This is a genomic window from Nonomuraea sp. NPDC052116, from assembly GCF_040680035.1.
Classification (GTDB): domain Bacteria; phylum Actinomycetota; class Actinomycetes; order Streptosporangiales; family Streptosporangiaceae; genus Nonomuraea; species Nonomuraea angiospora_A.
This window is the reverse complement of sequence record NZ_JBFAWA010000024.1, coordinates 163,483-183,100: the sequence shown is the minus strand read 5'-3', so window position 1 is coordinate 183,100 and position 19,618 is coordinate 163,483. Positions and strand designations below refer to the sequence as shown.

Annotated in this window: 23 protein-coding genes; 14 read left to right on the top strand and 9 right to left on the bottom strand. The window is 70.5% G+C overall.

Annotated elements, in window-relative coordinates:
- Positions 1 to 3: 3 nt before the first annotated feature.
- Complete coding sequence (hypD, locus tag AB0L65_RS38995; protein ID WP_364256309.1) at positions 4 to 1,161, top strand: hydrogenase formation protein HypD; 1,158 nt, start codon at positions 4 to 6, stop codon at positions 1,159 to 1,161.
- Positions 1,158 to 2,231 carry a hydrogenase expression/formation protein HypE gene (gene hypE, locus AB0L65_RS38990; RefSeq protein WP_364256306.1) on the top strand — a complete coding sequence of 358 codons (1,074 nt, stop codon included), beginning with the start codon at positions 1,158 to 1,160 and terminating at the stop codon, positions 2,229 to 2,231. Before hypD ends, hypE begins: the two co-directional genes overlap by 4 nt.
- Here the strand turns inward: hypE and AB0L65_RS38985 are convergent.
- Genes AB0L65_RS38985 through AB0L65_RS38975 form a run of 3 tightly spaced genes read right to left on the bottom strand, consistent with a single transcriptional unit; the run spans position 2,214 to position 3,549 of the window.
- Positions 2,214 to 2,846 carry an SIS domain-containing protein gene (locus AB0L65_RS38985; RefSeq protein ID WP_364256303.1) on the bottom strand — a complete coding sequence of 211 codons (633 nt, stop codon included), beginning with the start codon at positions 2,844 to 2,846 and terminating at the stop codon, positions 2,214 to 2,216. The two genes, hypE and AB0L65_RS38985, sit on opposite strands and share 18 nt — an antisense overlap.
- Positions 2,843 to 3,070, bottom strand: coding sequence for a HypC/HybG/HupF family hydrogenase formation chaperone (locus AB0L65_RS38980; protein ID WP_350737809.1), 228 nt, complete (start codon positions 3,068 to 3,070; stop codon positions 2,843 to 2,845). The genes AB0L65_RS38985 and AB0L65_RS38980 overlap by 4 nt, the downstream gene beginning before the upstream one ends.
- Positions 3,067 to 3,549, bottom strand: a complete 483-nt coding sequence (locus AB0L65_RS38975; protein WP_364256300.1) for a phosphoheptose isomerase — start codon at positions 3,547 to 3,549, stop codon at positions 3,067 to 3,069. Before AB0L65_RS38975 ends, AB0L65_RS38980 begins: the two co-directional genes overlap by 4 nt.
- Before the next feature lie 187 nt (positions 3,550 to 3,736).
- On the opposite strand from AB0L65_RS38975, the gene AB0L65_RS38970 reads away from it, so the two are divergent.
- Positions 3,737 to 4,276, top strand: coding sequence for a DinB family protein (locus tag AB0L65_RS38970; RefSeq protein WP_364256297.1), 540 nt, complete (start codon positions 3,737 to 3,739; stop codon positions 4,274 to 4,276).
- Positions 4,277 to 4,313: 37 nt separating this feature from the next.
- Entirely contained in the window at positions 4,314 to 5,024 is a 711-nt protein-coding gene (locus tag AB0L65_RS38965; RefSeq protein ID WP_364256294.1) for an alpha/beta hydrolase, read from the top strand.
- Positions 5,025 to 5,070: 46 nt separating this feature from the next.
- On the opposite strand, the gene AB0L65_RS38960 is transcribed toward AB0L65_RS38965, so the two are convergent.
- The gene (locus tag AB0L65_RS38960; RefSeq protein WP_364256292.1) at positions 5,071 to 8,805 is read right to left on the bottom strand and encodes a helix-turn-helix domain-containing protein; all 3,735 of its coding nucleotides are present in this window, start codon (positions 8,803 to 8,805) and stop codon (positions 5,071 to 5,073) included.
- Between the two features lie 104 nt (positions 8,806 to 8,909).
- On the opposite strand from AB0L65_RS38960, the gene AB0L65_RS38955 reads away from it, so the two are divergent.
- Positions 8,910 to 9,443 (top strand): toll/interleukin-1 receptor domain-containing protein, encoded by a 534-nt coding sequence (locus AB0L65_RS38955; RefSeq protein WP_364256289.1) that lies wholly within the window; start codon positions 8,910 to 8,912, stop codon positions 9,441 to 9,443.
- Between the two features lie 34 nt (positions 9,444 to 9,477).
- Here the strand turns inward: AB0L65_RS38955 and AB0L65_RS38950 are convergent, their stop codons facing one another.
- From AB0L65_RS38950 to AB0L65_RS38940, 3 genes are read right to left on the bottom strand one after another with little or no spacing between them, the layout of a single operon-like run.
- Entirely contained in the window at positions 9,478 to 9,732 is a 255-nt protein-coding gene (locus AB0L65_RS38950; RefSeq protein ID WP_364256400.1) for a helix-turn-helix domain-containing protein, read from the bottom strand.
- The gene (locus tag AB0L65_RS38945) at positions 9,621 to 10,142 is read right to left on the bottom strand and encodes a cyclic nucleotide-binding domain-containing protein (protein WP_364256397.1); all 522 of its coding nucleotides are present in this window, start codon (positions 10,140 to 10,142) and stop codon (positions 9,621 to 9,623) included. The genes AB0L65_RS38950 and AB0L65_RS38945 overlap by 112 nt, the downstream gene beginning before the upstream one ends.
- 55 nt (positions 10,143 to 10,197) lie before the next feature.
- Positions 10,198 to 10,608 carry a hypothetical protein gene (locus AB0L65_RS38940; protein ID WP_364256286.1) on the bottom strand — a complete coding sequence of 137 codons (411 nt, stop codon included), beginning with the start codon at positions 10,606 to 10,608 and terminating at the stop codon, positions 10,198 to 10,200.
- 185 nt (positions 10,609 to 10,793) lie between these two features.
- Here AB0L65_RS38940 and AB0L65_RS38935 point away from each other — a divergent pair, with 185 nt between their 5' ends.
- The 9 genes from AB0L65_RS38935 to AB0L65_RS38895 all read left to right on the top strand — a co-directional run bounded on the left by AB0L65_RS38935 (position 10,794) and on the right by AB0L65_RS38895 (position 18,239).
- Complete coding sequence (locus AB0L65_RS38935; protein ID WP_364256283.1) at positions 10,794 to 11,642, top strand: tryptophan 2,3-dioxygenase family protein; 849 nt, start codon at positions 10,794 to 10,796, stop codon at positions 11,640 to 11,642.
- Positions 11,643 to 11,655: 13 nt separating this feature from the next.
- Positions 11,656 to 12,666: an aminotransferase class V-fold PLP-dependent enzyme gene (locus AB0L65_RS38930; protein ID WP_364256280.1), complete on the top strand. Its 1,011-nt coding sequence runs from the start codon at positions 11,656 to 11,658 to the stop codon at positions 12,664 to 12,666.
- A 229-nt stretch (positions 12,667 to 12,895) separates the two neighbouring features.
- Positions 12,896 to 13,417 carry a hypothetical protein gene (locus AB0L65_RS38925; protein ID WP_364256277.1) on the top strand — a complete coding sequence of 174 codons (522 nt, stop codon included), beginning with the start codon at positions 12,896 to 12,898 and terminating at the stop codon, positions 13,415 to 13,417.
- 135 nt (positions 13,418 to 13,552) lie between these two features.
- On the top strand, positions 13,553 to 14,029 hold the full coding sequence (locus tag AB0L65_RS38920; RefSeq protein ID WP_364256274.1) for a hypothetical protein: 477 nt from the start codon (positions 13,553 to 13,555) through the stop codon (positions 14,027 to 14,029).
- A gap of 253 nt (positions 14,030 to 14,282) precedes the next feature.
- Entirely contained in the window at positions 14,283 to 15,146 is an 864-nt protein-coding gene (locus AB0L65_RS38915; protein WP_364256271.1) for an NBR1-Ig-like domain-containing protein, read from the top strand.
- A 166-nt stretch (positions 15,147 to 15,312) separates the two neighbouring features.
- A complete protein-coding gene (locus AB0L65_RS38910; RefSeq protein ID WP_364256268.1) occupies positions 15,313 to 15,762 on the top strand; it encodes a nitroreductase family deazaflavin-dependent oxidoreductase in 450 nt (149 codons plus the stop codon).
- A 385-nt stretch (positions 15,763 to 16,147) separates the two neighbouring features.
- Complete coding sequence (locus tag AB0L65_RS38905) at positions 16,148 to 16,546, top strand: hypothetical protein (RefSeq protein WP_364256265.1); 399 nt, start codon at positions 16,148 to 16,150, stop codon at positions 16,544 to 16,546.
- A 164-nt stretch (positions 16,547 to 16,710) separates the two neighbouring features.
- On the top strand, positions 16,711 to 18,027 hold the full coding sequence (locus AB0L65_RS38900; protein ID WP_364256262.1) for a cytochrome P450: 1,317 nt from the start codon (positions 16,711 to 16,713) through the stop codon (positions 18,025 to 18,027).
- Positions 18,024 to 18,239: a hypothetical protein gene (locus tag AB0L65_RS38895; RefSeq protein WP_364256259.1), complete on the top strand. Its 216-nt coding sequence runs from the start codon at positions 18,024 to 18,026 to the stop codon at positions 18,237 to 18,239. The genes AB0L65_RS38900 and AB0L65_RS38895 overlap by 4 nt, the downstream gene beginning before the upstream one ends.
- Positions 18,240 to 18,287: 48 nt before the next feature.
- On the opposite strand, the gene AB0L65_RS38890 is transcribed toward AB0L65_RS38895, so the two are convergent.
- Both AB0L65_RS38890 and AB0L65_RS38885 read right to left on the bottom strand, forming a co-directional pair.
- A complete protein-coding gene (locus AB0L65_RS38890) occupies positions 18,288 to 18,905 on the bottom strand; it encodes a DUF305 domain-containing protein (RefSeq protein ID WP_364256256.1) in 618 nt (205 codons plus the stop codon).
- A 91-nt stretch (positions 18,906 to 18,996) separates the two neighbouring features.
- Positions 18,997 to 19,395, bottom strand: coding sequence for a hypothetical protein (locus AB0L65_RS38885; RefSeq protein WP_364256253.1), 399 nt, complete (start codon positions 19,393 to 19,395; stop codon positions 18,997 to 18,999).
- Positions 19,396 to 19,618 lie beyond the last annotated feature (223 nt).

The following is a 19,618-nucleotide window of genomic DNA, read 5'->3' as shown; positions in this document are numbered from 1 at the left end:
CTGATGCGGTTCGTCGATGAGTACCGCGACGCGGGCACGGCGCGGGCGCTCGCCACGCAGATCGCCGCCCGCTGCCGGCCGGGGCGCCGATACACGTTCATGGAGGTGTGCGGCGGTCACACGCACACCATCTACAAGCACGGCCTGGAGGACCACCTGCCGGCCGAGGTGAACCTCGTGCACGGCCCCGGCTGCCCGGTCTGCGTGATCCCGATGGGCCGGGTGGACGACGCCATCCACATCGCGCGTCAGCCGGACGTGATCATGACGTCGTTCGGCGACATGATGCGGGTGCCCGGTGGGGAGGGCTCGTTCCTGGACGCCAAGGCGGCGGGGGCCGACATCCGGATGGTGTACTCGCCGCTGGACGCGCTCAAGATCGCGCGGGCCAACCCGGACCGCAGGGTCGTCTTCATGGCCATCGGCTTCGAGACCACGGCGCCGTCCACGGCCATGACCGTGCTGCGCGCGGAGGCCGAAGGGCTGGCCAACTTCTCCGTCTTCTGCAACCACGTCATGATCATTCCGGCGATCAAGGCCATCCTCGACTCGCCGGACCTGCGGCTCGACGGGTTCATCGGGCCGGGCCACGTGTCGGCGGTGATCGGCTGCCAGCCGTACGAGTTCATCGCCCGCGACCACGGCAAGCCGCTGGTGGTCGCCGGGTTCGAGCCGCTGGACATCCTCGACGCGGTGCACCGCCTGCTGACGCAGCTCGCCGAGGGCCGCTGCGAGGTGGAGAACCAGTACTCCCGCGTCGTGCCGTGGCAGGGCAACCGCATCGCGCTGTCGGCCATGGGCCGGGTCATGCGGCTGCGACCGCACTTCGAGTGGCGCGGGCTGGGGTTCATCGCGCACTCCGCCCTCGCCATGTCGGACGAGTACGCCCGCTTCGACGCCGAACGCGTCTTCGACCTGCCCGGGGTCCGAGTCGCCGACCCGCGGTCGTGCCAGTGCGGCGAGGTGCTCAAGGGCGTGCTCAAGCCGTGGGAGTGCAAGGTGTTCGGCACCGCGTGCACCCCGGAGACGCCGATCGGCACCTGCATGGTCTCCTCGGAGGGCGCGTGCGCCGCGTACTACAACTTCGGGCGCTTCAGCCGGGAGGAGATGCGCGCGACCTCCGCCGGCGGGCCGCTGGCCGAGGAGGCGAGCCGGACATGAACCGCGAACAGCAGGTGCTCGCCCGCATCGAGCGGATCCGGCGGCGCAAGCCCGTCGTCAGGGAGGAGCGCATCACGCTCGCCCACGGCGCCGGGGGCAAGGCCACCCACACGTTGATCGAGGCCGTCTTCCTGGAGGCGTTCCGCAACCCGCTGCTCGCGCCGCTGGACGACGGCGCGCTCCTGCGGGTGGGCGGCGAGCGCCTGGCCTTCACCACCGACTCCTTCGTGGTCTCGCCGCTGTTCTTCCCCGGCGGGGACATCGGCGACCTGGCCGTCAACGGCACCGTGAACGACCTGGCCATGTGCGGGGCCCGGCCGGCCCACCTGTCGGCCGGCTTCGTCCTGGAGGAGGGCTTCCCCGTCGCCGACCTGCGGCGCATCACCGACTCGATGGCCGCCGCCGCGGCGGCGGCCGACGTCACGATCGTGACCGGCGACACCAAGGTCGTCCAGCGCGGCAAGGCCGACGGCTGCTTCATCACCACGGCCGGGATCGGGCTCGTCGAGCAGCCGGTCACGCTGTCGGCCTCGCACGCGCGGCCGGGGGACGCGGTCATCGTCTCGGGCCCGATCGGGGAGCACGGCTCCGCCATCATGCTGGCCAGGGACGACTTCGGCATCGAGGCGCCGATCGTCTCCGACACCGCGCCGCTGCACGCCATCGTCGCCGAACTGCTGGCCGCGATGCCGCAGCACGTCCGTACGCTGAGGGACGCCACCCGGGGAGGGGTGGCCACCGTCGTCAACGAGGTGGCCAACGCGTCGGAGGTGGCCGTCGTCCTGCGGGAGGACGACATCCCGGTGCGGGCGGAGGTCACCGGCGTCTGCGAGCTGCTCGGCCTCGACCCGCTCTACGTCGCCTGCGAGGGCCGGTTCGTCACGGTGGTCGACGGCGAGCACGCCGGGCGGGCCCTCGAGGTGCTGCGCTCCCACCCGCTGGGCGCCGAGGCCGCGATCATCGGGACCGTCGCCGCGGCACCGGCCGGGCTGGTCCTGCTCCGCACCGCCTTCGGCGGCACCCGGGTGGTCGACGTCCTGGTGGGCGACCCGCTACCCCGCATCTGCTGAACCCTGGTGTGAGGAGGTCTCGCGGGCGGCCGACACCAGCTCGGCCAGCACGTGGTAGAGGGTCGCCTGCGCCTCCTGGATGCGGTGCACGGACGACGACGGAACCACGAACAGGTGCTCGGCCAGCCGCTCCTCCGCCATGCGGCCGCCTCCGGAGCCGGCGAACCCGACGGTCACCATCCGCAGGCCCACGGCCCGCTCCAGGCCGCGCAGCACGTTGGCCGAGCCGCCGCTGGTGGACAGGGCGCAGGCGATGTCGCCCTCGCCGCCGAGCGCGGCGAGCTGGCGGGCGAACACCACCTCGAAGCCGACGTCGTTGCCGAGCGCCGTCACGAGCGCCGTGTCGGCCGCCAGCGACACCGCGGGCAGCCCGCGCCCGGTGAACAGATCCGCCACCGACTGCGCGTCGGTGCTGCTGCCGCCGTTCCCGAACGTGAACAGCCGCCCGCCGCCGCGGAAGGCGGCGGCCAGCGCCGCCGCGCACGCCACCAGCGGGGCCTCCATCTCGTCGAGCACCCGCCGCCGCAGCTCCAGGCTCTCGCGGGCCTTCTCCACGGTGGACGCCGTCACGTCGAGCGGGTCGCGCCGCAGGAACGGGTAGAGCGTCTCGGTCATCGGGCGTCCTTTCCGAGTACGGCGATCGCCTCGCCCGCGTGCACCAGCACGGTGTCCCCGACCTGGGCCTCCACCAACGCCACGCTGATCTCCTCGGTCCCTGCGCCGGTGTCGGCACGCGCCAGCCCGTCGGGCAGCAGCCCCACGACCCGGACGGCCACGGCCACATCGCCACACGTCACGCAGGAGTCGCAGACCTCCTCGTCGGCCGGCTCGCCGCTCACGCGGGGCACTCCGATTCCTGGAACACGTGGACCAGCTCCCACAGCAGGTGGTACATCGTGATGTGGATCTCCCTCGCGACCAGCGGATCCGTGCTCCGCGCGGTCAGCACGTGCTCCGCCTGCGCGCAGTCCTCGTCCGCCGTGAGGGCGACGGTCAGCATGCCGAGCCCGCGGGCGGCGGCCAGGTCGCCGTCGAGCGGCCGGATCCCCACGGCGATGTCCTGGGGGCGTCCCAGCACCGGCAGGGATGAGGGCTCGGCGCCCAGGCTGAGCGCCGGCAGGGCGCGCTTGCCCACGATCACCGGGTGGGTGAACTCCACGGCCACGTGCGCCGCGTCCGAGGCGGCCTCGCCCCGGCCGAAAGCCAGCAGCCTGCCACCGCGCCGGAACCGCCCGGACATGGCGGCCGCCGCCGCGACGACCGCGCCGACGTCGTCCACCAGCGCCGTTCCGGCGGCCTCACGGACCCGATCGAGCACTTCGGCATCCCGTCTTCCTGCGCTGCACGACATCGCCCATTCCACCGTGGTCCACCACGTACGGCGCGGCTTTCCCCGCCACCGATTCGGCAAGGTCCCGGCAAGATTCGCCCGCCCGAGGCCGCGTAGGGTCCCGGCAGGATTCGCCCGCCCGAAGCGGCGTGCCGAACCCCTAGACTCAGCGCTCGTGACTCAACTGGACGAGCAGGGCCGCCACGAGCCCCCTCTGGCGGCCGACGAGACCGCGACCCTCCTGGGCTTCCTCGACTATCAGCGCGAGACTTTGGCATGGAAGTGCTCGGACCTGGACGCGGGCGGGCTGAAGGCGACCGTCGGTGTGTCGTCGATGACGTTGGGCGGGATGCTCAAGCACCTGGCCTACGTCGAGAGCCACTGGTTCAGCCGGGCGCTGCGCGGCGGAGAGTGGCCGCCTCCGTGGGACACGGTGGACTGGAAGTCCGACCGCGACTGGGACTGGCGCTCGGCCGCCGACGACTCCCCCGAGCAGCTCTTCGCGCTCTGGCAGGAGGCGGTGTCCCGCTCGCGGTCCGCGGTGGCGGAGGCGCTGGCCGACGGCGACCTCGGCCAACTGGCCAAGCGCAGCTGGCCCGACGGCCAGACGCCCAGCCTGCGGTGGATCCTGTGCCACATGATCGAGGAGTACGCGCGGCACAACGGCCACGCGGACCTCATCCGGGAGTCGGTGGACGGGCTGACCGGGGAGTAATCGAATATTGTCGGTGACCTGCTCTAACCTCGGGGCGATGGACATCATCCTGATTCCCGGCCTCTGGCTCGACGGCTCGTCCTGGGACGAGGTCGTCCCCGCGCTCGTGCGGGCCGGCCACCGGCCCCACGCGCTCACGCTGCCCGGCATGGAGTCGAAAGACGCCGACCGCTCCCAGATCACCCTGCGCGACCACGTCGACGCGGTCGTCAAGGTGATCGACTCCTTCGACCCCGCCGGCGGCAAGGTGGTGCTGGTCGGCCACTCCGGCGGGGGCGCGATCGCGCACGTCGCCACCGACGCGCGCCCCGACCGGGTCGCCCGGGTCGTCTACGTCGACAGCGTGCCTCCCGGCGACGGCGGGCTCATCAACGACGAGCTCCCGGTCGAGAACGGCGAGATCCCGCTGCCCGACTGGGGGATCTTCGAGGCGGAGGACCTCGTCGACCTCGACGACGAGCTGCGCGCGGCCTTCCGCGAGCGGGCGATCCCCTCGCCGGCGCGGGTCGCGAGCGACCGGGTGCGGCTGTCCGACGAGCGCCGCTACGAGGTGCCCGCCACCGTCATCGCCTGCGAGTTCTCGACCGCGACGATCCAGAAGTGGATGGAGCAGTCGCTCGCGTTCACACGGGAGCTCGCCCAGATCCGCCACGTCGACTACGTCGACCTGCCCACGGGCCACTGGCCGCAGTTCACCCGTCCGGAGGAGCTGGGTCGCGCGATCGCGACCAGCGTCGGCCCCGCCTGACGGCGCGGTCGTGGCGGCGCGGTCGTGGCGGCGCGGCGGGTGGGGGTCAGCCCGCCGGGGTGGGGGTCAGCCCGCCGGGGTGGCCGGTGGCGGCGTCCGCCGGGCAGGGTGGGTCGTAGGGCACGTCCGGCAGATACTGGCGCCACTCCGCCGGAGTGATCGGCGGGAAGGCGAGCGCGCAGATCCGCCGGGCGGCGGCGCCGGGGTCGACCGGCCACAGGCGGGCGGTCGAGTCGCCGGACACCGTGGCCAGGGTGGCGCCGTCCGGGCTGAAGGCCGCCTTGTTGACCTGCCCGAGGTGCCCGGTCAGGGTGGCCAGGGCGGTCGCTCGGGCCGGGTCGGCGATGTCCCAGAGCATCGCGGTCCGGTCGTCACCGGCGGTGGCCAGCGTGCGGCCGTCGCGGCTGAAGGCCACCGACTGCACGCTGTCGGCGTGGCCCCGCAGGACGGCGATCGGCCGGTCGAGGGAGCGCACGTTCCAGAGCCGGGCCGTACGGTCGCCACTGCCGCTGGCCAGCAGCGTGCCCGTACGGTCGAAGGCGAGGTAGTAGACCGTGCCGCCGTGGCCTGTGGCGACGCCGAGCGGGGCCAGGTCGGCGGTGCGCCACAGGCGGATGGTCCGGTCGCCGCCGCCGGTGGCCAGCAGCCGGCCGTCGGGGCTGAAGGCCACGGCGTTGACGGCGGCCTCGTGGCCCTTGGCGACGGCCCGGCGTACCGGATGCGCGGGGTCGGAGATGTCCCAGACGTACACGTCGAACTTCTCGCCCGCCACCACCAGGCTCCTGCCGTCGGGGCTGATGGCCGCGGCGAAGATGTTGCCGATGCCGGCCGCCGTCTCGGACAGGAGCCGGGGGCGGGCCGGGTCGGTGAGGTCCCACAGGCGTACCGAGCTGTCCAGGTCGGTGCTGGCCAGGAGCGTGCCGTTGCGGGCGAAGGCGACGGCGGTGACGCCGTTGGCGTGCCCGGTGAGCGTGGCCAGCGGGCGGGGATCGCCCGACACGTCCCAGATCTTGATCACCGGATGACCGGCCGTGGCGAGCAGGCGGCCGTCGGGGCTGTAGGCCAGCGCGTAGACCGTGCCGCGGTGGCCGCCGAGCAGGGGCCGGCCCAGGTCCCACACGCGTACGGTGTCGTCGCGCCCGCCGGACGCGAGGACGCGGCCGTCGGGGCTGTAGCGGACGGTGTAGACGGTGTTCGAGTGCCCCGTCATCACGATCGGGTCGGCGCGGAAATCGGTCAGGTCCCACAGCCGGATCGTGCGGTCGTAGCTGCCGGTGGCCAGGGAGCGGCCGTCGGGGCTGAAGTCGATGGCGACCACGCCGTCCTCGTGCCCGGAGAGCGTGGCCAGGGGCCTGCCGTGCCGGGGATCGCGCAGGTCCCACAGCCGTACCGTGTTGTCGAAGCCGCCCGTGGCCAGGGTGTCGCCGTGGAAGGCGGCCGCCAGCACCGCCCCGGTGTGCCCGCGCAGGTCGGGCAGGCGTTCGGGGCGGCGCGGGTCGCCGACGTCCCAGAGCATGACGTCGTTGGAGAAGGCGGTGACGACCAGCGTCCTGCCGTCCGGGCTGAAGGCGACGTCCGACAGCGCCTTGGGAGAGCCTTTGAGCGTGCTCTGCAGGTACGGTTTGCTGGGATTCGTAACGTTCCATAACAGCGTGGTGGCGTCGTAGGAGGCGGTCGCCAGCATCGTCCCGTCGGGGCTGAAGGCCACCCCGATGATCCCCATGCTGTGCCCGCCCATCGTGGCCAGCGCCACGGGGTGCCGGGGGTCGCGCACGTCCCACAGGTCGGCCGTGTTGTCGTTGCCGGCCGTGGCCACCAACTCTCCATTCGGCGCGAACGCGGCCGCGGCGAGGCCCTTGGCGTCACCCGCCACCGACGACAGCGCGCCCGGGCGCAGCGGATCGGTCACGTCCCACATCCGCAGCGTGCCGTCGAGCGCCACCGTGGCCAGGCGCCTGCCGTCGGGGCTGTAGTTCACCGCGTAGACCGCGCCGGCGTGGGCGGTCAGCACGTTGGCGTACGGGTTGGCCGGCGTGCTGAGCACCGCGCCACGTGACTCGGTGGTCGGGGTGAGCCGCTGGGCGGCCAGAGCGAGCTGCGCGGCCAGTGCCGGGTTGCCCGCCCGCAGCGCGACCGACTCGTTGGCGACCTTGCCGGACAGCGCCGCGTTGCGCTGGTCGCCGATGTCGCGCTGCCCGCGTACCGCGACCACGACCGCCACCGTGGTCAGCAGCAGCAGCGCCGCCAGCACGGCCACGAGCCGGCGCAGCCGCCGGGTGCCGCGCCGCCGTGCCGCGGCCTCCGCCTCCTGGCGTTCGACGGACGCCGCCAGGAAGCGCCTGGCCTGCGGTCCGGGAGCGGCGTGCGGTCCGGCGCCCTCGGCCCAGAGACTGGCCACGGCCAGCCGCGAGCCGCGGTAGAGCGCGCCGGGGTCGTCCCCTTCCTTCGCCCACCGCGCCGCGGCCTCGGCCAGGTCGCGGCCGGCGACCAGCCCCGCCCGGTCGCTCTCCAGCCAGCCGGCCAGCCGGGGCCAGGCGGTGAGCAGGGCCTCATGGCTGATCTGCACCTTGTCGAGGTCGACGGTGATCAGGCGCTCGGCCACGAAGCCGTCGAGCACGTCCTCCGCCTCGGCCGCCACGGCGGGGTCGTGGTCGGCGAGGACCTCGGCGATCGTCATGCTCCTGCGGGTGGCTGCGGTGTCGGACGCCACGTGGACGAGCGTCAGGAACAGCCTCCTGGCCAGCTCCTGGCGGTGTTCGCCCAGGCCCAGGTAGACCTTCTCCGCGCTGTCGGCCACGGCTCTGCCGATGCCGCCGACCTTGCGGTAGTCGGCGATGGTCAGCCGCCTGCCCTGGCTCTCGCGCCACATCGCGTACAGGGCGTGGGAGACCAGCGGCAGCGTGCCGGCCTCGTGCGCCTCGCCGTCGGCGCCTGCCGGGGCGACCTCGCGCAGCAGCAGCTCGACCAGGCCGTTCTCGATCTCTATGCCCGCCTTGCGGGCGGGCTCCACGACGGCGGCGCGCAGTTCGTCCTCACACATCGGGCCGACCACGAGCTGGCCGGAGCGCATCGCCGCGAGCAGCTCGGGGTGGCGCATGGCCTGGCCGTAGAAGTCGGCGCGCAGGCCGGCCACGACCACCGCCCGCTCCGCCGCCTCGCTCAGCGCCGCGACGAACCTCGTACGCTCGTCCTGGTCCTCGCAGACCGTGAAGACCTCCTCGAACTGGTCCACGATCAGCACCTCGCCCCGCTGCCGCGCCAGCGCGTCCATCGGGTGCGGCCCCGGCGTGAACACGGCGGCGCTCCGGCCCAGCGCGGGGACCACCCCCGCCCGCAGCAGCGAGGACTTGCCCGAGCCCGAGGCGCCCACCACGAGCCGGAGTCCCGGCTCGGTCAGGCGGGCGACGAGCTGCCCGGTCAGCGCCGCACGGCCGAAGAACCACTCGGCGTGCTCGGTCTCGAAGGCCGCCAGCCCCCGGTACGGCTCCGGCCCCGCCGGCCGCCGGCCGGGCGCGCGGCGTACCCGGTGCCAGGCGTTGAGCCACTGCTCGACGGCCGCGTCGTCGCTCACCCCGCACACCCGCAGGACCTCGACCAGCAGGTCGCGGGAGGAGAGGGAGGGCAGGCCGCGCCCGGCGAACCAGTCGCCCAGCGTGCTGGAGGCGATGTCGGCCCCCACCTTGGCCGCCACCTGGCGCACCGACACCCCGGCCGATTCGCGCAGCCGGGTCAGCGCCTGGCCGAACTCCTCGCGGGTCGTGATGAGTGCCTGCTCCTGCACGAGCGCCTCCTCAGGCCCGGCTCGCCGTCATGGTAACCGGCTGCGTTCGGACTTGTACGGATAATCGCGGACCGCTCCCCCGGCGCTGGTCGAAGGAGGTGACGTTGATCGACGTATTCGTTTCCTACGCCGGCGAGGACGCCGCCCGAGCGCGGACTCCGGCCGGGAAATTCATTGGGGTCTTCTTCGACGAGTGGGACGTCCTGCCCGGCGACGTGGTGCCGCACCGGCCGGACAAGGCGATCAGGGACTCCATGGCCTGCGTCACCGTCGTCAGCCCGGCGCTGTTCCGCTCGCCGAGGACGATGGAGGAGCACGCGGCGCTGATGGGGAGGGGTGTCCGGTTCATCCCGGTGCTCATCGGCGACGCCGAGCCGCCCGAGTCCGCCGCGCCCGCTGATCCCTCCCGAGCGGGACGGCTTCGTGTTCTGTCACGTCGGTGCGGGTTCATGTTCCACCGGCACCAAAGACTCCATTGCCGAAGCATGGCAGACCATGAGGCAGTGCCGAGGCTCCTCGGTGCTCAAGAAAAAGCTCCGGCTCCTACCTCGGCCGGGGATCGTCAGCCGGTCACTAACCGCAACCACCAACTGGCTCTAAAGCCGCCTGACGACCGGCTCTCGTTCTCGCTTACCTGATCAGAGCGTCGACAATTATGGCGGAGCACCGGCGTCAGCAGCCGCAGCACATGCGCCAAGCCGAACCGGATCTGTGATCCTGATATGCCCGGGGCAGCCCGGAGCGGGTCAGTTCCATACTGCGTAGGCTGGCGAGAGCACGAACCACAGTCTCGCGTGAGTCACCGATCCAGCTCCCTAAGTCCTGCTGGGAGAGCGAAGCGCCGCTTGGAGGGACGCTGATGGTGCCACCGGTATGGCGGATCGGGTCATTTTCTGGCCGACAGAGCTCCACGAGAAGCCCGGCCAGTCTCTGCGCAGCGGTGGGGTAATCGCGGATCGTGCGCAGCCGATCAGCCTCCTCCAACCGCCACTGCGGCAAGCGATGCAGGGCAGCGGAGGCATCGGAGGCCCGACGTAAAAGTCGGCGAAACTACGAGCGGACATAGTCATCGCATGCAGCTCGTAGCACGTTATCGTCACCGTCTCAGCCGGCACCGTGCCAGTCAACGCAGCCGAGACGCCGATGAGCTCACCAGGCCCGTACAGCCGCAGCAGTACGGGACGGTCGGCCTTGATCGTGGCGCCTTTGGCCCACCCGGAGCGAATGACGGTCACCTGGCTGGTGGCAGTCCCCTCGGCGACGATGACCGTGTCCTTGCCATAACGGCTCACCGAACTACGAGCGCGTAGCGTGCTTTGCTCTTGCGGGGTGAGCATGCCCCAGAAATTGCGGAAGTGCACTGGGTGATCCGCAAGCGGGGTAGCCACTTTCTCACCACCCGTACAAGGCGAGCAGTACGGCAGGCAGGGAAGCCATCAGCGTCGCCGCCGCCGTTAGGACCCGTGCCCGGGTACTGGCGGGGGTGGTTCGCACGATGCAGATGGCCAGCCCGATAAAGGCGAGGGTGACCAGTGCGCCGACGAGAAGGGACAGTGGACGATCAGGAGGCACGACCCTACTCCAGGGTCGATCTTCGGCTTGGGATAGGGAATTTCTGACCAGCAGCCGGCAGAACGCGGGTCTGGATGAAACGTCTGGAAGACCAGGCACGCGCGGACGACAGTAGGCCATGCGCAGAGGGATGGGATTGGGCTCGGAGGTGGCCACCACCGCGATCTGGTCGGGGTGCATGTTGTGTCTGCTGAGCGTCTCCTCGATCAGGCGGAGGAAGTCCTCGTGCACGAGTACACGCTCGGCTCGCCCGATCCATTTGAGGGAACACTCTTGCCATATCGGAACACGATCCCGCATGATGCCTCGTGGGTTCCGGGCCGTACCGAGATGGCCGGACCCGAGGGGACCGGAGCTCCAGCGCCGAGAGGAAGGGAGCGGACCGCTACCCGGTAACACCTCTCGAGGAGACTGCGATGTCGCATCCCCCCGCGTCCCGAGGAGCCGGTATCGGTTCGGAGTCCCCGAACCTCGACTTCGCGGGCACGACCCCGTACGAGGACTATGTCCAAGCCGACGTCCTCACCCACCTGCAGCGCCCCGTCTCCGACGACCCTGGTGAGATGGTGTTCCTGGTCACCACCCAGGTCATGGAGTTGTGGTTCACCGTGATCGTCCACGAGTGGGAAACCGCCTGCCGCGCGCTGCGCGAGGACCGGCTGCCCATCGCGATGGACGCGCTCAAGCGCAGCGTGCGCGAGTTGGAGGCGCTGAACTCCTCCTGGCGGCCGCTGTCACAGCTCACTCCCGCCGAGTTCAACGCGTACCGGGCCGCGCTCGGCGAGGGCTCCGGATTCCAGTCCGCGATGTACCGGCGGATGGAGTTCCTGCTCGGCGAGAAGTCGTCGTCCATGCTGGTGCCGCACCGAGGCGCGCCCCGCGTCCACGCGGAACTGGAGAAGGCGCTGCGCCAGCCGAGCCTGTACGACGAGGTGCTGCATCTGCTCGCGCGGCGCGGTCATGTCGTACCGCGAGTCGTGCTGGAAAGGGATCTGTCGCAGCGGTACGAGCCCTCCGCCGAGGTCGAGGCGGCATGGACGGAGATCTACTCCGGCGACCGGGACGCCGACCTGGTACGGCTCGGCGAGGCGCTGACGGACATCGGCGAGTTGGTGTGGCGCTGGCGCAACGACCATCTCGTGGCTACCCGGCGCGCGATGGGCGCCAAGACCGGAACCGGCGGCTCGGCGGGCGTGGCCTGGCTGGAGCGCCGGGCCACGAAGAACGTGTTCCCCGAGTTGTGGACGGCGCGCAGCCATGTCTGATCGCGTACGTCTCGTGAACCTCTCGGAGAAGGCCCGCAAGCTCGACGAGGCGGACGGGTTGCGCGCCAAACGCGCCGAGTTCGTCCTCGACGACGACACCGTCTACCTGGACGGCAACTCGCTGGGCGCGCTGCCCGCCACCGTGCCCGGCCGGATGGCCGACGTGGTGGCCAGGGAGTGGGGGCGGCTGCGTATCAGGTCCTGGACGGAATCCGGGTGGTGGACGGCGCCCGAACGGATCGGTGACCGCATCGCCCCGCTGGTCGGCGCGGCCTCCGGCCAGGTCGTGGTCGGCGACTCCACCAGCGTGAACATCTTCAAGGCGCTGGTGGGCGCGGTGCGGATGGCCGCCGCGGAACGCGATGAGATCGTCGTCGACGCGACGACGTTCCCCACCGACGGTTACATCGCGGAGTCCGCCGCGTGGATGACGGGCCGTCGTCTGGTCGCCGTCGACCCGCGCGAACTCCGGACCGTCCTCGGCCCTCGTACCGCCGTCGCCCTTGTCAACCACGTCGACTACCGCAGCGGGAGGCTGTATGACCTGCCTGGTGTGACCGCCGCGGCGCACGCCGCGGGCGCCCTGGTGGTGTGGGACCTGTGCCACAGCGCGGGCGCCCTGCCCGTGGGGCTCGACGCGCACGACGTCGACCTCGCGGTCGGTTGCACCTACAAGTACCTCAACGGAGGTCCCGGCTCGCCTGCCTTCCTGTACGTGCGCCGGGACCTGCAGCCCTGCTTCGACACGCCTCTCCCCGGATGGAACTCGCACCGCGACCCCTTCGGCATGTCGCTGCGGTACGAGGCCGCGGACGGTGCGCCACGCGGCCGGGTGGGCACCCCCGACATCCTCTCGATGCTCGCTCTGGAGGCTGCACTCGAGGTTTGGGACGGAGTGCCGATCGAAGCCTGTTGGAGTCCGCAATTGCTTGCGACACCCCGAGGCGGGCTCGGCGTAGGAACTGATCGTGCGGAGCCGGGAAAGATTCCGCCGGTACGTAGAATCCCTGTCGCAAGTTCCTGACCTGCGGATTCGATTGTCCTAATAGCTCTGGACAATGTTTGGACGATTGGACGGGGCAGATCGCTTGCCGGTGCCGGGCGTTGGCGGTCAGAGTGGGGCCGTTCCCGGCGCCAGGGTTCGGCATCGGCGCCATTGGCAGGCGTTCGGATATTCCGCTGAATCGCTGTGCGCGGTTGATCGGGGACTCCCGAGTCGGAAAGTGCAGAGGATTTCTTTGAAAGGAGATCCGATGATCGGACGAAAAGGGATTACCGGAGCGGCTCTCGTCGTCGGGCTGACGGCCGGGCTTATGGCGGGGTCGTCCGCGTCGGCGCAGGCGGGGCTGGGCGTCACCGCCGTCTCGGACAGCTCGGCCGTCCTGGCGCCGGGCTGGTCGGCGAAGTCCTACCTGGGGATCAGTTACCACGACCGCTGCAAGGGGTGGCAGCGGATAAAGACCCCGTACAGGACTGGCGCCTATATCACGACCAGCAGGCAGGTCCACTGCGAGAAGGGCGAGTGGGGCCGCCGGGCCGTGGTCAAGACGAGCCTCCAGCAGTATCGCGGGCTCGGTTTCTGGCGGACGAAGGCCACCTCGGAGGTGAAGAAGGGAAGGGCGGCGTTCACCGTGACGACGACCCCTTCGTGGAAGTGCTCCGGCGGCAGTCAGCTCTACCGCAACCAGACGAAGGTGCATCTCTACTCTGTCCTGCGTGGCAGCGAAGTGGCCACCCTGTACAAGCGGTCGCAGGAGCGCCGGATCCGGTGTTGATCCCGAGCTGGGACGGGGACGTAGCTCGGCCGGACTTCGGCCCTTGGCGCTCGCAAGAGCGCCAAGGGCGTTTTCTTCCGAAGGAGTGAGCGGCGGATGAGATCGCGTGAGAGAAGGCATGTCCCGGCGTGGCGCGTGATCGTCGGCGGGGTCGTGCCGGCCCTTGCCTTGGTGCTGTGGGCGACGGTCTCGGTGGCGGAGGAGCAACCGTACGAGGACGTCAAAAGGCAATACATCGCCGCCGTGGACGCGGTCTGTGAGGAAGCGTCCCGGCAGTCGGATCTCCGCGAGGAGCCACCTGCCAACCTGCGCGAGGAGGTGGACGAGCTGCGCCGCGCGTCGGAGTCGATGACCGGCACCACAGCCGCGATAGAAGCGATCGCGCCACCCGGTGGCGACGTCCCGCGGGTGCGAAATGGGTTCTTCGTGCCCGCCAGAGCGCTGGCCGCGAGCCTGCGCGAACTCAGCGGACGCGCGGAGGCGGCGATGCGCGCGGGCAGGGAGGGCGAGGCGAAGAAGGCGGTGGAACAGTCCTTGGAACCGGACGAGAACGAGAAGGCATTGCGATCCTTCGCGGCGGGGTACGGCTTCCGGGCATGCGCAGGTGAATGACCACGGCGTCCAGGTAACCCGCAGAATTCCGGACGTATTCGGACAATTCAGGTAATCTCATTTGCTCTCAGGCGTCACAGGCCATGCCGAGGTCGTCGGCACGGCCGGATGACGGCGCCGGACAGGGCAGGTGAAGATGCCGGAATTACCGGGGACGTCAGGCTCGCAGGGAGACGAGCCTGACCCGCAGTGGACGGGCAGAGTAGCGCGGCCCGGGCGAAAACCGGTCCGGCCTGAACCGGCCGCGGGCCCGGTGGCCGCCCTCGCGTACCGCCTGTGGGAGCTCAAGGCGGAGGCGGGCGACCCGTCCTTCGCGGAGATGTCGACCCGCATGGGCGCGGCGGCCTCGAAGTCCTCGCTGGCAGCCGCCGCCCGGGGGCAGGTCCTGCCGACCTGGGAGACGACGTGGGAGTTCGTCCGGGTCCTCGCCGTCGACCGGTTGAGGCAGGACGCCGAGGAGGCCAGGCGCGAGTGGCGAGCCCACTGGGAGCGGGCCGCGAGCGCCGCCGCACGTAGCGAGACCACCGAGGGCCGTACGGGTCACGACGAGACCCGCGCCGGACCCGCCGAGGCCCGTGCCGGGCACATCGAGACAGAGGTCCGTATGGCGGAGCATCCCGAACGCCGAACCCGACCTCCCCTTGCCAGGAGGCCGACCATGATCGCGGCGGTCGTGACCGCCGCTGCCGCCGCCGGTGCCGCTCTCTTCACCTGGTTCGCCCCGCTCTCCGGAAAGGACGGGCCCACCGCGCCGAACACCCCGGCGGGGGCCGCCTCCCCCTACGACGATTCCGCCTTCGAACAGGACGTCACCCATCCGGACGGCACGACGGTGAAAACGGGGACGGAGTTCACGAAGATCTGGCGGATCAGGAACACCGGCACCATCCCGTGGCGGGGACGCTATCTCACCCGGCTGAACGACACCCCGTGCCGCGCCCCCAAACGGGTCGAGATCCGCCCGGTCCAGCCGGGCGAGCCCGTCGACATCGCGGTACGCGTCCGCGCATCGGACTCCCCCGGCAGATGCAAGATCTACTGGAAGATGACCGACGAGACCGGGACCCAGTTACTGTCCGCCAAGAAGCCGATCTTCCTGGACGTGGTCGTCGGCTGATCAGGTCCCAACAGAATGATCTTTGTTGTGCTCTGATCCCCGCTGGAGCCGAGCAAGAGCGCATACCCCCAGCACCTGGCAACCGGGACTGAGGCGTGGATGAAAACGCACCGGCCGGGTGTTGGAGCGTCCTGAATGTGAGTTGGCCGACCAAGGGATGGATGCCATGCCTCTTGTGGGTGAGTACGAACCCAGCCCGACGCAGTGGGTGCGCGAGCAAGTGAAGCTGTACGAAAGCTCCGGCGGCACCAAGGGCACGACTCTGCTGGATACGGGAATGCCCGTCATATTGCTGACCACCCTGGGTGCCAAGAGCAGCAAGATCCGCAAGACGCCGCTGATGCGCGTGGAGCACGAAGGCCGATACGCCGTGGTCGCCTCGCAGGGCGGCGCTCCCGAGCACCCCGTCTGGTACTTCAACGTCAAGGCCCACCCTCATGTGGAACTTCAGGACGGCCCTGCCAAGCAGGACATGAAGGCCCGTGAGGTGACTGGCGCGGAGAAGGCCGAGTGGTGGGAGCGTGCGGTGGCGGCGTATCCGCCGTACACCGACTACCAGAAGAAGACGGACCGGGAGATCCCGGTGTTCGTGCTGGAGCCGCTGGACAGCGACTGACCGCGCGGAAGTCTTGCTCCACGGGACGTACGGGGTCCGCGTCTGCCGGGCGCCCTGTGCGTCCCGTGGTGCTTCTCCGTCGCGAAGGCGCGACCGTCCTGGGCAACGCGGCGGCGTACGGACCGGACATCGACCGGCCGGCGCTCGCGCGCCACGCCCTCGAGACCGACAACAAGTCACGCGGCTGGACGCCACCACCACCCGCCGCAGCCCAGCCCTGCGGCGGGTCCGCCTTTGCGACGTGCCTGGCGGCTTCGGCCTCACTCCTGCCAGAGAACGTCGCAAGCCGGCCGCAGGACGCTGACACGATTCATGGGACTCTCATCCCATCCCCATGTGGCTCCAAGACCCCTCCACGACCCTGGTGCCGTAAGGAGGGGGTGTCATGACCGTGGTACCGGATGTGATCACTGGGCCATCGCCTGTCACGGGCCTGCGGGAGTCGGTGAAGGCGTTCGTGGCCGATTGGGGCAAGCAGGCAAGAATTCCGGTGGAGGTGTGGGCGTTGCCGGAGGACGCGGTTCCCGACGAAGCGGCCCTCCTCGCCTTCGCGGTGCTGGTCGACGCGTTCTCGGCCGTCGAGCAGGCCACGTACGTCTCGATGGCGCTGACCGCGGGGGTCACGTTGAGGCTGACCGTCTGCGACGACGGGCCGGGGCTCGGCTCGCACGAGGTCATCGACCGGAGCAAGCTCCACGCCCGGGCCGCCGCGTTGGGAGGGCGGTACGACATCGCCTCTTCGGTCGGCAACGGGACGACCGTCACGCTGGAGCTGCCGCTGTGAGCCTCCGCCTTCGTCCTGGACATTGAGACTCCTCCACATACGGGTGACCAGGTCAGACCCGCGACGGTGACGGCCATCGGAGGCTGCCGCGGGTGCTCGGCACCTTGCCAAGCAGCCACTCACGGGAGATACGTAGAAGAGATCCGTATGTCCATGGAGGTAACGTGTCGGTGATTCCCGGACCACCCGTACGAGGTGACGGCGGGCTGCATGACATCGCTACCGCGGGCGGCCTGCACGCCTACCAACTGCAGTTGCACGCCGAATACGGGCCGGTCGTACGTTTCGAGTTGCCCGGCACGGACTCGGCGGTCTCCATCGCGGACCCGGTGCTGCTCGAGGCCACCGCCGGGGTCAACAAGCGACCGGAGGAGCTGTTCGAGTTCCTGGCCCCGCTGTGCGAGGCCGGCAACCTGCAGACCCTGCCCGCGGACGAGCACACGCCATGGCGCCGCGCGGTCCTGTCCGTACTGGCCGGTCGCCGCTCCCACGAGGCCCACTTCCCCGGCTTGACCGCGCTCGCCGGCCAGTTGGCGGACCGGTGGGCGAAACAGGCCGGCGAGGGACCGGTCGAGCTGCAGAAGGACCTGAGCGCGCTGTCGCTCCGGATGATCTGCCAGTACGCCCTCGGCAACGGCGTCCACGACCCGGACAAGGTCGTGACGGCCTTCGAGGTCGTGCTCACGGAGTACCTGGGCCGTCAGTACCAGCCGGCCGACCCGGGAACCGAGGAGCAGAGACGGAAGCGTGCCCAGGAGGCCCTGGCCTACCTGCGCGCAACCGTGAACGACGTGCTCGCCTCGGCCCAGCAGGACGGCAACGCCCTGGCCGCGGCGTTGGTCGCGGCGGGGATGAGCCCGGCCCGCGTGCGGGACACCGTATTGATGATCATGCTTGCCGCCCACCACACGACCGGCGTGGCGGTCTCGTGGACCCTCTACCTGCTCTCCCGGCACCCCGCCGAGGCCGAGCGGGTCACGGCGGAGATCGACGAGGTCCTGTCCGATCGTGTCGCACCCGAGTACGCCGACCTCAAACGGCTGACCCGTCTTCAGAACGCGCTCAAAGAATCGATGCGCCTGTATCCGCCGGGTCCGTACGGGGCTCGCGAGACCACCGAGGATCTCGTCCTGGCCGGCTACGAGATCCCCACCGGGACGACCCTCTTCTATCCGTTCTGGGCCGTCCACATGAACCCGCGGTACTGGCCCGATCCCGAGACGTTCGACCCTGGCCGTTTCACCCCCGGCCAGGTCGCCGGCCGACCTCGCTACGCCTACATCCCGTTCGGCCTCGGGCCGCGCAGCTGCGAAGGCGCGAGCCTGGCCATGGTGGAGGCCGAACTGGTGCTGGCGGTCCTCCTGAGGAGATTCCGCTTCCAACCGGCCTCCGGACACGACGTCGTCCCCGTCGAACGGTTCGTGCTCTGGGCCGAGGACGGGATCCGCATGAACCTCACGCCACGACCGGCAACCCGGTGACGAACGCCCACGAGCTCCGAACGACGCGCCCCGACGCCTGCGCGGCGCTGCTGACCCAGGTCTACAACGGGTCGGCGGGCCGCTGCGTCCCGGTGCGGCTGGAGGACGCGGAGCTGCCGCCGTTCGCCGAGATCCGCCGGCCGATCGACCTGCGCCGCGGCTACGACGCGAAGGTGGCCAAGCTCGCGGCCGCCGTCGCTCAGAATCGGTAACCGGTGGGTCCTGGGGGCCCGCCGCGCCGTGCGGCGGGCCCCCAACTCCTAGAGACGGTCGAGGATCTCCCGCAGCTGGGCGACCTCGGCCTGCTGGGCGGTCTCGATGGTCTTGGCCAGCTCCTTGGCCTCGGCGTTGGAGCCCTGCGTCTGCTCGGTACGCGCCATCTGGATCGCGCCCTCGTGATGGGCGATCATCAGCTTGGCGAACTGCCGGTCGAACGCGCCGCCCTTGGCCGCCTCCAGCTTCTTCATGTCGTCCTCGGACATCATGCCGGGCATGTCATGGCCCATCCCATGGTCCATGCCTTCGGACGGCATCGGCTTGCCCCACGCCGTGAGCCAGCCCTGCATGGTCTGGATCTCCGGGTCCTGAGCGGCCTTGATCTTCGCGGCCAGCTCCTTGACCTCCTTGTCGGCGGCCCTGGTCGCGGCCAGGTCGGCCATCTCGACCGCCTGCTGGTGGTGCGGGATCATCATCTGCGCGAACATCACGTCCGCGTCGTTGAACGCCGCCGCGGGCGAGGCGCTCGCCGTCGTCGCGGCGGGTGCGCTGCTGGACATGCCGGCCATGTCCGGCCCCATCGAGCCGCTGTCGGTGCCGCCGCAGCCGGCGACCAGCGCGAGCACGGCTCCGGCCGCCGCGGTGGCAGCCGAGATCCTCATATTCGTGAACATGGTGTTTTTCCTTCGGTGATGGAGGTACGCAGGCCGTCATCGCGAACCGGCTTTTCAGCCCGTCCGCCGATATTTCGGCCTATATGCGCATCACCGAGAGCACTGCGGGGTTCGGCGCCAGGCGGCGCGGCGGCGCTCTGGCCGCCGTACGCGCCGGGGACCCCCAGCCGCCCATCCCCGCACGCCAGTAGAGTGTGGCGGCCCAGACGACCGCGATCAGCAGCGCGATGACCGAGGTGAGCACGGCCAGGCACACGTCGCTCGGATCGAACCCGGCCGCGTCCCGCGAGCAGATCGCGACCTCACCCCGGTCCATCCCGAAAGACTCCACGGGAGAGGCATGAACGTGCGAGCCTTGAACGACGGCGCCACCATGGTGAGAGCCGAGATGCCCCAGCGTGTGCATGCCGGCCACGCCGAACGCGATCAGCAGGGGCAGCAGCCAGGGGAGGCCGGGCAGGAGCAACCGCCGTGCCACGCGCTCCCCCCTCACAGCTGCCGACCTTAGTATTCGCGCCAGGATAGCCAGCGGCGTCACTGCTCACCCGGGCAACAGAACAACTACAAGTCATAGTAGTAGACGTCCCAACAGCATGAGTCTCCCGTTGAACGCCGGAGGCGCGGCGCGCGTATCTCCTCTTGGACCGGCCTGATCGCCCCCTAGCGCAGGTAGTACCCGCCGTTCCGGATGCTCGATGCCG

What these genes read in the sequence shown, in the direction of transcription:
- hypD (WP_364256309.1), top strand. Translation starts at nt 4, where the DNA reads ATGCGGTTCGTCGATGAGTACCGCGACGCGGGCACGGCGCGGGCGCTC.
- hypE (WP_364256306.1), top strand. Translation starts at nt 1,158, where the DNA reads ATGAACCGCGAACAGCAGGTGCTCGCCCGCATCGAGCGGATCCGGCGG.
- AB0L65_RS38985 (WP_364256303.1), bottom strand. Translation starts at nt 2,846, where the DNA reads ATGACCGAGACGCTCTACCCGTTCCTGCGGCGCGACCCGCTCGACGTG.
- AB0L65_RS38965 (WP_364256294.1), top strand. Translation starts at nt 4,314, where the DNA reads ATGGACATCATCCTGATTCCCGGCCTCTGGCTCGACGGCTCGTCCTGG.
- AB0L65_RS38945 (WP_364256397.1), bottom strand. Translation starts at nt 10,142, where the DNA reads ATGCTCACCCCGCAAGAGCAAAGCACGCTACGCGCTCGTAGTTCGGTG.
- AB0L65_RS38935 (WP_364256283.1), top strand. Translation starts at nt 10,794, where the DNA reads ATGTCGCATCCCCCCGCGTCCCGAGGAGCCGGTATCGGTTCGGAGTCC.
- AB0L65_RS38925 (WP_364256277.1), top strand. Translation starts at nt 12,896, where the DNA reads ATGATCGGACGAAAAGGGATTACCGGAGCGGCTCTCGTCGTCGGGCTG.
- AB0L65_RS38910 (WP_364256268.1), top strand. Translation starts at nt 15,313, where the DNA reads ATGCCTCTTGTGGGTGAGTACGAACCCAGCCCGACGCAGTGGGTGCGC.
- AB0L65_RS38905 (WP_364256265.1), top strand. Translation starts at nt 16,148, where the DNA reads ATGACCGTGGTACCGGATGTGATCACTGGGCCATCGCCTGTCACGGGC.
- AB0L65_RS38890 (WP_364256256.1), bottom strand. Translation starts at nt 18,905, where the DNA reads ATGAGGATCTCGGCTGCCACCGCGGCGGCCGGAGCCGTGCTCGCGCTG.